Genomic DNA, 14,907 nt, shown 5'->3' with positions numbered 1-14,907 from the left:
CGTGGAAAACGTGCTCGATATCGTGCTGTGGGGGGTGTTCGGCGTCGTCAGCCTGGGCGTGATCGCGCTCGCCGCAATCGTGCTCGCGGTGGCGCTGATGAGCCATCGCGCCTATGCCGAGGAAGGCCGTCTGTGGCAGCAGCTGCAGGCCAGCGGGCGTCCGCTGCAGGGCGTCGCGGTTTCCCTGGTGCGCTCGCCAAGCGGCTACTCCCGGCGCGGCCCCATCGGGCAGCGCATGACGGCCGTGCAGCTGGGCGTCGCCTACGTCGATGCCGCCGGCATCGAGCAGCAGACCACCTTGCGCACGCTCATCGACGAGGACCTGCTGGCCCATTTTTCCGCGGGCCGCCCCGACATTCATCTGCTGCAGGACCCGCAAGACCCGTCGCGACTGGCCATCGACCGCAGGCACACCCCGCTGGTGATCCGCGGCGCAAGGCGCTGATCCCGCCGTGAAAACCATCAAACCCCTGCGCCTGAGCGTCCTTACACGACCCTTCCTGCGCGCGCAAAGCCAGCGTCTCGCACTCACCGTGATCGGCATGCATACCCTCGGCGAAGGGGGCGTGCTGCTGCCGGAGACGGAGCTCTGGAAGACCGTCTCTGCCGAACTGGGAAACCAGTCCGCGATCGATCTCGGCATTCCCAAGCTGCGGCCCGAATTCCTGGTGAGTGGCCAGGCCTACACCTGCCACCAGCAGGACAAGACACGCTGCGCGGTCGACCTGCGCGTCGGCACCTTGCGACGCCAGTTCCTTGTTTCGGGCGACCGCTACTGGCTGGATGGCCGCGCCACCGAGCCGCAGGCTTTCGACACCATGCGCCTGGACTGGCGACACGCGTTCGGTGGCCCCGGCTTTGCCGCCAACCCCGCGGGCATCGGGTATGCACCCGAGATGGTCAATGGCTTGCTGGTGCAGCGGCTTCCCAACGTCGAACGCCCGGGCGATGGCATGGACCGCCCCGACCGCAGGCCGGCCCCGGCCTGCCCGGGTGCGATGGACGTCGATCTGCCCGAACGCCTGAAGCTGCTGGGCACGGACTACGGCGACCAGTGGCGCGAGACGCTTTACCCCGGCTTTGCGCGCGACATGGACTGGCAGTTCTTCAACGCCGCGGCTCCGGAACAACGGTGGAACGACGAACTGTCCATTCCCGCAGCCGCGCCCTACGAGATCTGGAACATGCACCCAGAGCATGCGGTGCTGCGCGGAAGGCTTCCGGATCTGCGCGCACGCGGTTTCGTGGCGAGAAAGTCCGCGCGGCCCCTTGCGCTGGAAGAGGTGCCGCTGCGGCTGACCACCGCCTGGTTCTTCCCGCACATGGCGCAGGTCATGCTGATCTTTCACGGCGAGACGCTCATCGCCCAAGACGATGCGGCGGATATCACGCATGTCATGCCGGCGATGGAGGCTGCAGACAGCCCGCTGCGCCCCCTCTCCCACTACGAGAGGGTCTTCGAGAATCGCTGCAACCTGGAGAAAGGCGCGATCCATGCGCTCCTCGACGAGGAACTGCTGCCGGCCTCGGCCATCGGCCCCTGGCTGGACCAGATCGACGCGCGCGAATCGATCCTGGCAAGGAACATCAAGGACAAGGGCGAGCGCCTGCGCGCCGAACTGACGGCGCGCGGCCTGGAGGCCGGCCACAAGGCGCGCCATTTCCGGGAACGGCCCCTGCCCAAGCCTTTCGACAAGATGCCCACGCTGGCCGAACTGCCCGAGTTCATCGACAAGACACACGCCTACCAGCGCGAACAGGAACGCAAGCTGGAGGAAGCCAGGCAGGAGGTCGCGAAGGCGGCCCGGGACAACGCATCCGAATCGCGCAAGGCGGGCTTCGACAGCAGCCGGATCACCGAGGAAAGCCAGAACGCGCAGCTCAAGGGCCCGCCGAAATTCGAGGCCGAGGCGATCGTCAAGGGCCTGGCCGGCATCGCCGCGGCCACCGGCACCCCGGCCATGAGCGCCGCCGAGCACGCCGAGCTGCAGGCCCTCGGGCAGCGGGGCCGGCAGGACATGCTGACGCTGTACCGCATGGCGGCCCACCACCAGGCCGCTGCCGATCCGATGGCTGCCGAACAGAATGCGCAGACGCGCGAACGCGTGCTCGCCGCAATGGCCGCGGACCGCGATCTGTCCGCCATGGATCTGACGGGCTGCGACCTGTCGGGCCTCGATCTGCGGGGCGCCCGCATGCACCAGACCTTGCTCGAAGGCGCCCGCCTCCAGGGCACCCGCCTGGATGGCGCCGACTTGAGCCAATCGGTGCTGGTGCGCGCCGACCTGCGCCAGGCCTCGTTGACGGGCTGCAACCTGGAGCGTGCCAACCTCAGCCTCGCCCGCTGCGAAAACACCAACTTCGCGCAGGCCCGCTTCGAGCGCACGCAGATGGAAAAGCTGCGCCTCGACGGCTGCTGTCTCGACGAAGCGAGGTGGAGCCATCTGTTGCTGCAGGGAATCGAACTCGCGGATTGCAGCCTGCGGCGCGCCGACCTCCGCTACGTGAGCATGGCCGAACACTGCCGGCTGGCGCGCTGCGACTTCGGCGAGGCACGCCTGGAAAAGGTGCTGTTCGTGCAGGCCGAATTCGAGTCGGTGGATTTTTCCGGCGCCACCATCGAAGCCTGCAGCTGGGCCCATACGCCGCTGCACAAGGGCATCCGGTTTCGGCATGCCATGCTCAAGACCACCAGCTTCGTCGGCACCACGGATCTTCGCGAGGCCGACTTCGAGGATGCCACGCTGGTGCATTGCACCCTGCGCGAGCTGCCTCTCGATGGCGCGAACTTCAGGCGGGCTACGCTCGATACCTGCGATTTCTCCTCCGCGTCGCTCAAGGGCGCGGACCTGCGCGCGGCGGCGGCGCCCGACAGCCTCTTCATCCGCGCCGATTTCACGCGTGCCTCCCTGCGGCTCGCCAATCTCATGAATGCCAACCTTCAGAAGGCCTGCCTGGTCGATGCCGACCTGGGCGAGGCCAACCTGTTCCGTGCCGATGTTTCCCAGATCCTCATCACCCCAGGCACGATCACCCTGGGTGCCCATATCGACCAGATGAAGACACTGCCCCGGCGCCCCGAGGCGGGCGGCGCGTGAACGCCGAGGCGCTGGCAGCCCAGGTCCGCAACGGCGAGCCGATCCGCGAGAAGGACTTCAGCAACATGGACATGAGGGGCATCGACCTGCGCGGCGGCGTGTTCAGCGAATGCAGCTTCCGGGGCGCTCAGGCCGATGCCGCGCGTCTGGGCGAATCCCTCTTCGAGAAATGCCGCTTCGACCAGGCGCAGTTGCCGGGGGCGGAGCTGACGCGCGCCGCCTTCCACGAGTGCAGCCTGCAGGATGCGGTGCTGGATGCGGCCTCCATGCCGCATTCGGTGTTCAGCGGCTGCACGCTGTGGGGCATTCGGCTGGAAGAGGCCTTCATGGACCAGGCGAACTTCCATCAAAGCGAGCTGCGCAACGCCTGCCTGGACCGTGCCAGCCTCGACAAAGCCGTGTTCTCCGAATGCGACTTGACGGGCGCGTCCTTCAATGAGGTGGCCTTCTCGTCGACCATTTTCTTTCGCGCAGCGCTGACGGGCACGCGCTACGCCGGAGCCAGCTTCACGAACGCGATTTTCAGCGAGGCGGATCTTGCGGGGCAGGACTTCTCCGGGCAGCAGTTCCACCTCTGCCAGTTCATCGATGCGGTGCTGACGGCGTGCCGATTCCGCGATGCGCGCCTCACGCAGTGCAACTTCAAGGGTGCCGACCTGCGCAATGCGGTGCTGGCAGGGGCGCAGGCCATGCAGTGCCTGTTTCCCGAGGCGGACCTGCGCGGCGTCGATGCGCGGCGCGGCCACTTCCAGCAGAGCATATGGGTCGACGCCCATCTCGACGGCGCAGACTTCTCGCAGGCGCAGCTCGAGCAAGGCGTCTTCCATCGCGCGCACTGCGGGCAGACCGCATTCGCCGGCAGCCGCCTCGACTACGCCGATTTTTCCTACGCCTCGCTGGTCCAGGCCGACTTCCGCGATGCCGCTTTCCTGCGCACCGTGTTTCATCGCGCCGACCTGGACGGCGCCAGGTTCAGTACCCGCCTGGGTACGCTGGACCGGGACCCTGCGCTGCACGAAGCCCAGAAGGTGGCGCTCCAGCAACCCGAGCGTCCATCCCGCCTGGACCGCGACGTCCATGGCCGCCGCCCCAAGAAAGAAAGCCCATGACCTCCACCCGGACCACCGCCGGCGACACGATCGCCACTGCACGCCATGCAACGCAAGGCGTGCTGGATCCGCTCATGCAGCGCCCTTCGCATGCGGCCCGCGCGGACTCCGGCACGCGGACCGCCACGGTGATCGCCAGCGATGGCGATCCCTGGTTCGAGGTCGACCTCGACGACGGCCAGGGATCGCTGCGCTGCCGGCGCGTCGCCAGCTGCCTGCTGCTGCCTGCGCCGGGCGATACGGTGCTGATCACCTCGACCCGCCAGGGCGACAGCTTCGTCATCGCGGTGGTAGTCCAGGCCGACCCGCGGCAGGCGACGCTGGCCGTGGACGGCGACCTGACGCTGGTGTCGCGCTCGGGTGGCATCCGCGCGCGCAGCACCGGCCCGATAGCGCTGGAGTCGGACACCTCGATCGCCATGCAGTCGCCCGAGTGGCGCGCGCAGGCCCGGCGGGCCCATTGCGAGATCGGGGAGATGGACTACCAGGGCGCCCGCATCCGCTTCAGCGTGCTGGTGTCGCGCTTCGTCGGGCGCACCTGCGAGGTGGTGCTGGATCGCCTCAACCTGCTCACCCGCTCGAGCTTCCGCCTGACCGAGGAGATGGAACAGGTGCGTGCCGGCCAGATCGACATTCAGGTCGAGCAGACCTTGCGCCTGCATTCGAAGAACACGCTGCTGACCAGCAAGGGGCTGGTCAAGGTCGATGCCGAGCAGATCCACATGGGTTGATTGAAGGAGCCTTACGCATGTTTGCCAACGCACAGATGATGGGCATGGACCTCGCATTTCCAGATGTCTGCAAGACGCCGCCGGCGCTGCCCATCCCGTACCCGAACTTCGCGCTCGGGCCCACGGCCATCCCCAACGCCTGGAACATCCTCTACGGCGGCACGCCGGCCCACAACCTTGCCACCGTCACGCCCATCACCAACGGCGACAACGCGGGCGTGCTGATGGGCGTGGTGTCGCAGACGGTGATGGGGCCTTCGCGCCACATCACCGGTGCATTCACCGTGCTGCTCAAGGGCACGCCCTGCACGCGCATGACCAGCCTGTCGGTGCAGAACCGCTGCAACATCGTCGGCATGCGCATCGTGCCGAGCCAGTTCAAGGTGCTGGTGCTGGCGGCCTGAGGCTTCTTATTCCGCCTTCACGCCCGCGGTGCGGATCACCTTCGCCCACTTCGCGGTTTCAGCCGTGATGAAGGCGTCGAATTCCTCCGGCGTGCTGCCCGCCGGAATCGTGCCCATGGCGTCGAGCCTGGCGCGCGTTTCGTCGCTCTTGATGACGCGCGCCACCTCTTCCGACATGCGCTTGACGACATCGCGCGGCGTGCCGGCCGGCGCCAGCATGCCGGCCCAGGTGCTGCCGGTAAAGCCCGCGAAGCCCTGCTCGATGAAGGTGGGCACATCGGGCGCGGCGGTCAGTCGCTTGTCGCCCGCGACGCCGATGAGCCGCACCTTGCCAGCCTTCGCCTGGTTGATGAGGCCCGTGGGCGCATCGAAGAACAGCTGGATCTGGCCGCCCATCAAGTCGGTCAGCGCCGGCACCGCACCGCGGTATGGGATGTGGATCATGTAGGTCTGCGTGAGCGACTTCCACAGCTCGGTCGTCAGGTGCGCGGCCGATCCGTTGCCCGATGAGCCGAAGCTCACCTTGCCGGGGTTCGCGCGCGCATAGTCGATGAGTTCGCGCGCGGTCTTGAACGGCGCATTGATATTGACCGCCGCCAGCAGCGGCGACACGCCCATCAACGAAACGCCCGTCAGGTCTTTTTGCGGGTCGTAGGGCAGCTTGGGGTACAGCGTGGTGTTGGCCGCGTAAGCTGCAATGACGACGCCGAAAGTGGTGCCGTCAGGTGCGGCCTTGGCGATGGCATCGACGCCGATCAGGCTGTTGGCACCCGGCTTGTTGTCCACGAGAACCGGCTGGCCGAGCCGCGCCTGCAGGCCCACCTGCACCAGCCGCGCCATCTGGTCCGTGAAGCCGCCGGGCGTGTACGGCACGATGATGCGGATCGGCTTGTTGGGCCATGCGCCTTGGGCCAGCACGGGCATCGGGACGGTCGCGGCCGCAGCGGCGGCAAGGGTGAACCGGCGGCGTGAAATTCGGGCCTGCTGCATGAGTGGCGGCTTTCTCTGAAAAGAGTGAATCGGCCATTCTCGAAGGCGCCGCGCGCGCCCTCCGTCAGGGTTTGCCCGGCGGCAGCGTGATCAGAGCGGCAGGATGTCGCGCGTGCGACCGGGTTCGAGCCAAGCCTCGAACTCATCGGAAAGCCGCTGCGCCTCGCGCGTGGCTTTGCTCCACGCGCCGATGCGGGCCTGCGGATCGGTCGCAAAGTGGATGAAGTCCTTGCGGTCGGGCAGCTTGCCGTTGGGCAGCGACCGCACCCAGTCGGCGTCGGGCGCGAGCACCACCATGCGGTCGAGAAAGCCGGTGGACTTGTGGCGCCAACGCAGGCCCTTGTCGAGCCAGCCCGGCACCACCGAGCGCTGGAAATGCGGATACAGCACGATGCCCTCGTCCACCGGCTGGTAGTCGAGATGCAGGTGGTAGTCGGTAATGCCGCCGTCCCAATACGCACCGCGCGGCGCGCCCGGAATGTCGTGCACCGCGGCAAGAAGAAACGGAATCGAGCACGATGCCTGCAGCACCATGTTGAAGTTCTCTTCGCTGAGCGCGTGCTGGCGCGTGCGGAAGTCTTTCGTACCGAAAGGCAAGGCCGCGCCGGGCGTGGAGAACACACAGCGCTCGAGCCACGCGCCCAAGCCTTTGCGGTGCAGGCTGTTGGTGGCAAAGGCGCCCAGATAGCCGAAGGGCGTGCGCGCCCTGCCCTCGCGCCCGAGGATGTGGCGGCCACGCGAAGTCACCACATGGAGCTTGTAGCGCGAGTGGTGCAGCACCTCGCCGATGCGCCCGCCGTAGAAGTCGAGCAGGCTTTCGGCAAAGCGCTGGCTGAGCTGCTGCGGGCTCAGGCGCTTCTGCCCCGGCGGTACCTCGAACTGCTGGCGCACATAGTCGTGCTCGAAGCGCTCGAAGGCCTTTTGCGGATCGGACAGGCAGGCCGTCGCAAGCCGCCAGGCACCGATCGACGCGCCCACGAGGTGCACCGGCTGGCTCGACTGCGTGAGCCAGCGCCCGAAGATGAAGCGGTCGAGCGGCCCGAGGATCAGGCCCTTGGGTCCGCCCGCCGCGCCGGGAATGGTGCGCACGTCCTGCGGGCGCAGGCCGTGTTCTTCGATGTGCTTGCGGGCCGCCGGCCCGGCGTAGATGCGCAGTGCTTTCATGATGATGCCGGCTGCATCAGCAAGAACCGTGCTGCACGGCTACTTGCGCAGCCCCTGCAGCTTGGCGAAGGCGCTGGCCATCTGGCCCGCGGGCTGCGGCGAGTTGTCGCGGCGGGGCTGCTGTTGTTGGCCGCGCCCCGCGCCTTCGAAGCGGTTGTCGCGCGGGCCGTCGCGCCGTGCGGGAGCTGCGTCGAGCTTCATCGACAGGCCGATGCGCTTGCGCGCCACGTCCACTTCCATCACCTTGACCTTGACGATGTCGCCGGTCTTCACGACCTCGCGCGCATCGTTCACGAACTTGTGGCTCAGCTGGCTCACATGCACCAGGCCGTCCTGGTGCACGCCCAGGTCGATGAAGGCGCCGAACTGCGCCACGTTGCTCACGGTGCCCTCGAGGATCATGCCCTCGACCAGGTCCGTGATGTCGTCCACGCCGTCGTTGAAGCGCGCCACCTTGAAGTCGGGGCGCGGGTCGCGGCCGGGCTTTTCGAGTTCGCCCAGGATGTCCTTCACCGTGATGACGCCGAACTTCTCGTTGGCGAACAGCTCCGGCTTCAGCGTCTTGAGCATCTCGGCGCGGCCCATCAGCTCGGCAATCGGCTTGCCGGTCTTGACGATGATCTGTTCGACCAGCGGATAGGTTTCGGGGTGCACGCCGGTAATGTCGAGCGGGTCGGCGCCGTCACGAATTCGCAGGAAACCCGCGCTCTGCTCGAAGGCCTTGGGGCCGAAGCCGGTCACGTCGAGCAGTTGCTTGCGGGTGGAGAACGCGCCGTTCGATTCACGCCACCGCACCACGGCCTTGGCCACGCTGGCCGACAGGCCCGAGACGCGGCTGAGCAGCGGGACGCTCGCGGTGTTCAGGTCCACGCCCACGGAGTTCACGCAGTCTTCGACCACGGCTTGCAGCGTGCGAGCGAGTTCGCTCTGGTTCACGTCGTGCTGGTACTGGCCCACGCCGATGCTCTTGGGGTCGATCTTCACGAGCTCGGCCAACGGGTCTTGCAGGCGGCGCGCAATGCTGGCCGCACCGCGCAGGCTCACGTCGACATCGGGCATTTCCTGCGATGCGAATTCGCTGGCCGAATACACCGAAGCGCCGGCTTCGCTGACCACCACCTTGTCGACCGTCATCTCGGGCGCTCCGGCCTGCGCGGCCATCTTGGCGAGCAGCTTGATGAGGTCGGCGGCCAGCTTGTCGGTCTCGCGGCTGGCGGTGCCGTTGCCGATGGCGATCAGGTTCACGCCGTGCTTGGCGCAGAGCTTGCCGAGCGTGTGCAGCGAGCCTTCCCAGTCCTTGCGCGGCTCGTGCGGGAACACGGTGGCGGTTTCGACCAGCTTGCCGGTGGCATCGACCACGGCCACCTTCACGCCGGTGCGAATGCCCGGGTCCAGGCCCATCACGACGCGCGGGCCGGCGGGTGCGGCCAGCAGCAGGTCGCGCAGGTTGTCGGCAAACACCTTGATGGCCACCTTCTCGGCCTCTTCGCGCAGGCGGGTGAACAGGTCGCGTTCGGTGGAAAGCGCGAGCTTCACGCGCCAGGTCCAGGCCACGCACTTGCGGATCAGGTCGTCGGCCGGTCGGGCGGCATGGCTCCAGCCCAGGTGCAGGGCGATCTTGCCTTCGGCGATGCTGGGCTTGCCCGGCTCGGGCTCCACCGGCAGCACCAGCTTGGCGTCGAGGATGTCGAGCGCGCGGCCGCGGAACACCGCCAGCGCGCGGTGCGACGGCACCCGGCCGATCGGCTCGTCGTAGTCGAAGTAGTCGCGAAACTTGGAGACGTCTGCGTTGTTTTCGTCCTTGCCGGCCATCAGCGTGGACTTCAGCAGGCCTTCGGCCCACAACCATTCGCGCAGGCGCTGCACCAGCGCGGCATCTTCAGCCCAGCGCTCGGAAAGAATGTCGCGCACGCCGTCGAGCACGGCCGGCACGGTGGAGAAATCGGGGCCCGGCTTGCCGTCGTCCAGTGTGGTGGCCGGCTGCAGGAAGGCCTTGGCCTCGACCGCGGGGTCGAGCGTCGGGTCGGCCAGCAGCTTGTCGGCCAGCGGTTCGATACCGAATTCGCGCGCAATCTGGCCCTTGGTGCGGCGCTTCTGCTTGAAGGGCAGGTACAGGTCTTCGAGCTCCTGCTTGGTGGGCGCGAATTCGATCGCGGCACGAAGCTGGGGCGTGAGCTTGCCCTGCTCGTCGATGCTCTTGAGCACCGCGACGCGGCGGTCTTCGAGCTCGCGCAGGTACGAGAGGCGCGCCTCGAGCTCGCGCAGCTGAATGTCGTCGAGGCCGTCGGTGACCTCTTTGCGGTAGCGGGCAATGAACGGAACCGTGGCGCCGCCATCGAGCAGTTCGATGGCCGCCTTCACCTGGTGCTCGCCTACCTTGATCTCGGCGGCAAGCTGGCGAATGATTTTCTGCATTTCTGAATGGCGTCCCTGTCACGCACGGCCGGCGGTGCCGACGGTGCTTGGCGAATAAAGCGCTGAAGTTTGCCATAGGGCAGGAGGCGGCCGGTCCATCCGCAACCCGCACAATCGATGCGGTGCAAAACCCTCTTCCGCCTCCGCAGCCCCCTTCTCCGCCTCCGCCCTCTCCCCCGTCGCCCGGCCGACCCTCTTCCGTGCCACGAAAGCTGCTGCGCGCCGTGATGGCCGTGTTGCTGGTGCCGGTGCTGCTCTTCGAAGAATGGGGTTGGGTGCCCTTGGCCGCCCTGGCCGCCCGGCTGGCGCGTCTGCCGCTTTGGGCACGCGCGGAGAACTGGCTGAACAAGCTGCCGCCCTGGGGCGCCTTGCTGGCTTTCCTGCTGCCGGTGCTCCTGCTGCTGCCGGTGAAGTTACTCGCCCTCTTTCTCTTCGGCCGAGGCCATGCGGCAAGCGGCGTGACGGTCTTGATCGTCGCCAAGCTCATTGGCACCGCGTTTGTGGCGCGGATTTTTCAGCTGGTCGAACCCGCGCTCATGCGCATTCCGCTGTTCGCCCGCTGGTATCCGCGCTGGAAAGGCTGGAAAGACCACGTGCTGACGCTCGTTCGCGAGAGCCGCCCCTGGCGCGTGGTGCGCGCCTTCAACTGGCGCGCGCATCGCTTCTGGCGCCGGCTGCGGGGCGAAGCTTTTTGATATTTTTACCCGGGTATATTGCACTTCTTTGTTTTACCCGGATAAAATGGGCGCATGAACACTTCCATGCCAGCTCCAACAACTCCAACAGCCGCGGCGCCCACCACCGTCACCGCTTTTTCCGGCTTCCAGCGCGTTGCCGGCGGCACGCGGACTGAAGTGCTCGCGCAACTGCGCCAGCGCGTTGACGCCGCCTCCGTGCTGCTGTTCGACGATTCGACCGGAGCACAGATCGACCTCGACCTGCGCGAAGAAGCCGCACCCGCCGAGCTCGAAACCCACGACGAAGCACCGCGCGGCGTCGGGCGTCCCAAGCTGGGCGTGGTGGCGCGCGAAGTCACCCTGCTGCCACGCCACTGGGACTGGCTCGGCCGCCAGCCGGGCGGCGCCTCGGTCGCGTTGCGGCGCCTTGTCGACGACGCGCGCCGCGTGCATGCCGACCGCGACACCGTGCGAGCCGCACGCGAAGCCACCTACCGGTTCATGACGGCCATCGCGGGTGACCTGCCCGGCTTCGAGGAAGCCACGCGCGCATTGTTTGCCGGCGAGCGCGAGCGCTTCGACGCGCTCGTTGCGCCCTGGCCCGAAGACATCACAGCGCATCTGCGGAAGCTTTCCGCAGCCGGCTGGAGCGCTGCATGAGCACCACGCCAACCACCGCCGCCGAAGCTTCCATCGACAAGAGCGGCCTGCGCGGCACCCCTGTGGCTGCCGTCGGTGCGCCGCGCGCGCTGTGGAAGACCTTTCTGTTCTTTCTTGCGCCGATGCTGCTCAGCAACATCCTGCAGTCGCTCTCCGGCACCATCAACAACATCTACATCGGGCAGATGATCGGCGTCGGCGCCCTGGCGGCCGTGTCGAGCTTCTTTCCGGTGATGTTTTTCTTCATCGCGTTCGTCATCGGCCTGGGTGCGGGGGCCTCGGTGCTCATCGGCCAGGCTTGGGGTGCGCGCGACGTCGCCAAGGCCAAGGCCGTGGCGGGCACCACGCTGTCGGTCGGCATGCTGCTCGGGCTGGCGGTGGCCGTGTTCGGCGGCGCCTTCACCACACCGCTGCTGGCATTGCTCGGCACGCCGCCGGACGTGCTGGCCGATTCCACCAGCTATGCCCGCATCATGCTGATCGCGATGCCGGGGCTGTTTGTCTTTCTGCTGTCCACCGCCATGCTGCGCGGTGTGGGCGACACAGTCACGCCGCTGCTCACGCTGATCATTTCCACGGTCACGGGCCTCATCGTCACGCCGGCGCTCATCCGCGGCTGGGGCGGCCTGCCGCAGCTCGGCGTTGCGAGCGGCGCCTGGGCCACGGTGGTGGCCTTCGTGGTGGCAACACTGTGGCTCGGCTGGCGCCTTCGCAGCCGCGGCAGTCCGCTGGCGCCCGATGCGGAATTCATTCGCCATCTGCGCATCGACCCCCAGTTGCTGAAGGCGGTGCTCAAGGTCGGTGTGCCCACCGGGGTTCAGATGATCGTGGTTGCGCTCGCCGAAATCGCCCTGCTCTCGCTGGTGAACGGCTATGGCTCCAGTGCCACCGCGGCGTACGGCGCGGTGAACCAGGTGGTGGCCTACGTGCAATTCCCGGCCATCTCGATTGCGATCACGGCGTCGATCCTCGGCGCGCAAGCCATCGGCGCGGGCCGTGCCGACCGGCTGGGCGCCATCGCCAAGACCGCCCTGCTGATGAACCTGGTGCTCACGGGCGGACTGGTGCTGCTGGGCTACTTGTTCTCGCGCCATCTCATGGGCTTTTTCATCACCAGTGCGCCGGTGATCGAAATTGCGCAGACGCTGCTGCACATCATGCTGTGGAGCCTGGTGATTTTCGGCATGGCCGCAGCCATCTCGGGGATCATGCGGGCCAGCGGCTCGGTGCTGGTGCCCACGGCGATCTCGATCCTCTGCCTGATCGGCGTCGAGGTGCCGGTGGCCTGGTTCATGAGCCACCGCATCGGGCTCAATGGCATCTGGTACGCCTACCCGGTGACGTTCGGGGCGATGCTGCTGCTACAGACCGCCTATTACCGGCTGGTGTGGCGCAAGAAGGCGATCCGGCGGCTGGTGTAGGGCCAGCTCTTGCTCACTCGCTCACTCGCCGTCGAAGGCTTTCTGTGCCGCGGCGAGGTCGAGCTTGATCATCTTCATCATCGCCTGCATCGCACGGGCCGCCTTGGCCGGATCCTTGTCCTGGAACATCCGGATCATCGCCATGGGCGCGACCTGCCACGACACGCCGTAGCGGTCGGTGAGCCAGCCGCATTGCACCGGCTGGCCGCCGCCCTCGAGCAGCTTGTCCCAGTAGTAGTCGACTTCGGCCTGTGTCTCGCACTGCACGAGCATCGAGATGGCCGGCGTGAACTTGTACTCCGGCCCGCCGTTGAGGACCATGAACGCCTGCCCGTCGAGCTCGAAGGTGGCGGTCAGCAATGAACCCTTGAGGCTCGGATTGGTGTCGCCCCAGAACAGCCTGTCGGTGACGCGCGAGTTCGGAAAGATCGAACTGTAGAACTTCAGCGCGTCTTCGCCATTGCCGTCGAACCAGAGGCAGGGAACGATCTTCTGCATGGGAATCTCCTGAGTCTTCGATAATGAACCTTAAGGTTCAGTATCCAGGCGATGCGAGGTGCTTGTCAACCCTTGCGTTGCTCGTCACCGGCGGCATCCGTCGGCGCAGCCCCGCCGCCAATCATCAACCAGGCGCTCAACGCGCTGAGCACAGCCAGCCCGGCCCCCAGCAGCATCACCCAGCGAAAGCCGGCCACGAAAGACTCGGCCACGGCTTTCTTCAAGGCTGCGGCGGTGGCTGCATCGACGCCCGGGGGCAACGCGGCGCCGGCCAGCTTGCTGCGCTCGCCCTCGAGAAATGCCGACACTTCTGCCGAGGCGCCCATGCCGCGCAGGCTCTCGGCCAACGCCGCGTCGAAGGCCCAGGCCATGACCACGCCGAACACCGCAATGGCCAGCACCGCGGCCGCGCGCGACACCGCGTTGTTGACGCCCGAAGCCACACCGGCCTGCTCGCGGCCCACCGCGTTCATCACGGTGGTGGTGAGCGGCGCCACGGTCACGGTCATGCCGAAACCCAGTACCACCACCGCAGGAAAGAAGCCGCTCCAGTAGCTCGCGCCGACGCCGGGCACTGCAAACAGTGCAAAGCCCACGGCGGCTATCGCGGGGCCGACGACCAGCGGCAGCCGTGGGCCGAAGCGGTCGACCAGCTGGCCGGCCCAGCCCGAGAGCGCGAACATGATGAGGATGAACGGCAGCAGCGCCGCACCCGCCGCCGTGGCCGAGTAGCCCTGCACCTGGATCAGGTTGAGCGGAAAGAAATACAGGCTGCCGCCCAATGCGGCATACAGCAGCAAGGTCAGCAGATTGGCCCCGCTGAAGTTGCCGATGCGCAGCAGCGCCAGCGGCAGCATCGGTGTTGCCGCCTTGCGCTCCACGGCAATGAAGCCCGCGCTGGCGGCAATGCCGATGCCCAGGGCCGCCAGCACCGCGGGCGAGCTCCAGTGCTGCGTCGGCGCCTCGATGAACGCGTAGACGATGCCGCCGAGCCCGGCGGTCGCCAGCAGCGCACCGAAGAAGTCGAGCCCGCCGCTGGCCGACGAACCGCGGCTTTCGGGCACGTGCCGCCACACGATCCACAGCACCAGCAGCGCCATCGGCACGTTGATGAGAAAGGCCCAGGCCCACGAGAAATGGTCGACCAGAAAGCCGCCGAGCACCGGCCCCGCGGCCGCGGTAATGCCGCTGAAGCCCGACCAGATGCCGATGGCCTTGCCGCGCTCTTTCTCGGGAAACGAGGCGCTGATGAGCGCCAGGCTGCCGGGCACCAGCAAGGCGCCGCCGATGCCCTGCACCGCGCGTGCCCCAATCAGCTGCTGCACATTGGCCGCGAGCCCGCAAGCGACCGATGAAATGGCGAAGATGCCGACGCCGATCGCGAAGATGCGCCGCCGCCCGAAATGGTCGCCGAGCGCGCCGCCCACGAGCAGCAGCGCCGCGAGCAGCAAGGCGTAAGACTCGACCACCCATTGCGCCTGGAACGCGGTGGCCCCCAGATCGGCCTGGATGGCGGGCAGTGCCACGTTGACGACCGTGCCGTCGATGAAGGCCATGCTGGAGCCCACGATGGCTGCGGCCAACACCCACGGTTTGGAGGCTTCGGGACAGGCGCCCTCTTGTGTCTTGGCGCCATGCAGGATCAGTGCGTTGTCGCAGGGTGCCTTGCCGATCTGTGCCACGATGACCTCCGATCTATCTAGAAGCAGACGCCGGTATTGCTCCTTCCCCCTTCGGTGG

General features: G+C 67.2%; 13 protein-coding genes. 8 read left to right on the top strand and 5 right to left on the bottom strand.

Features of this window, described 5'->3' with window-relative positions:
- Position 1 precedes the first annotated feature (1 nt).
- Genes ABIC94_RS08885 through ABIC94_RS08865 form a run of 5 tightly spaced genes read left to right on the top strand, consistent with a single transcriptional unit; the run spans position 2 to position 5,342 of the window.
- Positions 2–445, top strand: a complete 444-nt coding sequence (locus ABIC94_RS08885) for a hypothetical protein (RefSeq protein ID WP_354372650.1) — start codon at positions 2–4, stop codon at positions 443–445.
- A gap of 7 nt (positions 446–452) precedes the next feature.
- Complete coding sequence (locus ABIC94_RS08880) at positions 453–3,098, top strand: DUF2169 family type VI secretion system accessory protein (RefSeq protein WP_354372649.1); 2,646 nt, start codon at positions 453–455, stop codon at positions 3,096–3,098.
- Positions 3,095–4,207 (top strand): pentapeptide repeat-containing protein, encoded by a 1,113-nt coding sequence (locus tag ABIC94_RS08875; protein ID WP_354372648.1) that lies wholly within the window; start codon positions 3,095–3,097, stop codon positions 4,205–4,207. Before ABIC94_RS08880 ends, ABIC94_RS08875 begins: the two co-directional genes overlap by 4 nt.
- Positions 4,204–4,938, top strand: a complete 735-nt coding sequence (locus ABIC94_RS08870) for a DUF3540 domain-containing protein (RefSeq protein ID WP_354372647.1) — start codon at positions 4,204–4,206, stop codon at positions 4,936–4,938. The genes ABIC94_RS08875 and ABIC94_RS08870 overlap by 4 nt, the downstream gene beginning before the upstream one ends.
- A 17-nt stretch (positions 4,939–4,955) precedes the next feature.
- The gene (locus ABIC94_RS08865; protein WP_354372646.1) at positions 4,956–5,342 is read left to right on the top strand and encodes a DUF4150 domain-containing protein; all 387 of its coding nucleotides are present in this window, start codon (positions 4,956–4,958) and stop codon (positions 5,340–5,342) included.
- A 6-nt stretch (positions 5,343–5,348) separates the two neighbouring features.
- Here ABIC94_RS08865 and ABIC94_RS08860 read toward each other — a convergent pair whose 3' ends face one another.
- The 3 genes from ABIC94_RS08860 to ABIC94_RS08850 all read right to left on the bottom strand — a co-directional run bounded on the left by ABIC94_RS08860 (position 5,349) and on the right by ABIC94_RS08850 (position 9,911).
- On the bottom strand, positions 5,349–6,332 hold the full coding sequence (locus tag ABIC94_RS08860; RefSeq protein WP_354372645.1) for a tripartite tricarboxylate transporter substrate binding protein: 984 nt from the start codon (positions 6,330–6,332) through the stop codon (positions 5,349–5,351).
- Between the two features lie 90 nt (positions 6,333–6,422).
- Positions 6,423–7,496, bottom strand: a complete 1,074-nt coding sequence (locus ABIC94_RS08855; protein WP_354372644.1) for a patatin-like phospholipase family protein — start codon at positions 7,494–7,496, stop codon at positions 6,423–6,425.
- A gap of 39 nt (positions 7,497–7,535) precedes the next feature.
- Positions 7,536–9,911, bottom strand: coding sequence for a Tex family protein (locus tag ABIC94_RS08850; protein ID WP_354372643.1), 2,376 nt, complete (start codon positions 9,909–9,911; stop codon positions 7,536–7,538).
- 227 nt (positions 9,912–10,138) lie between these two features.
- On the opposite strand from ABIC94_RS08850, the gene ABIC94_RS08845 reads away from it, so the two are divergent.
- From ABIC94_RS08845 to ABIC94_RS08835, 3 genes are read left to right on the top strand one after another with little or no spacing between them, the layout of a single operon-like run.
- Positions 10,139–10,606, top strand: coding sequence for a hypothetical protein (locus ABIC94_RS08845; protein ID WP_436317972.1), 468 nt, complete (start codon positions 10,139–10,141; stop codon positions 10,604–10,606).
- A gap of 54 nt (positions 10,607–10,660) precedes the next feature.
- Complete coding sequence (locus ABIC94_RS08840) at positions 10,661–11,248, top strand: DUF2239 family protein (protein WP_436317964.1); 588 nt, start codon at positions 10,661–10,663, stop codon at positions 11,246–11,248.
- Complete coding sequence (locus ABIC94_RS08835) at positions 11,245–12,669, top strand: MATE family efflux transporter (protein WP_436317963.1); 1,425 nt, start codon at positions 11,245–11,247, stop codon at positions 12,667–12,669. Before ABIC94_RS08840 ends, ABIC94_RS08835 begins: the two co-directional genes overlap by 4 nt.
- A gap of 21 nt (positions 12,670–12,690) precedes the next feature.
- Here the strand turns inward: ABIC94_RS08835 and ABIC94_RS08830 are convergent, their stop codons facing one another.
- Positions 12,691–13,167 (bottom strand): VOC family protein, encoded by a 477-nt coding sequence (locus ABIC94_RS08830; RefSeq protein WP_354372641.1) that lies wholly within the window; start codon positions 13,165–13,167, stop codon positions 12,691–12,693.
- A 65-nt stretch (positions 13,168–13,232) separates the two neighbouring features.
- Positions 13,233–14,849, bottom strand: a complete 1,617-nt coding sequence (locus ABIC94_RS08825) for an MFS transporter (protein WP_354372640.1) — start codon at positions 14,847–14,849, stop codon at positions 13,233–13,235.
- Positions 14,850–14,907: the final 58 nt, after the last annotated feature.

Source organism: Variovorax paradoxus (genome assembly GCF_040544635.1).
Classification (GTDB): domain Bacteria; phylum Pseudomonadota; class Gammaproteobacteria; order Burkholderiales; family Burkholderiaceae_C; genus Variovorax; species Variovorax paradoxus_R.
This window is presented reverse-complemented; position numbering and strand designations above follow the sequence as displayed.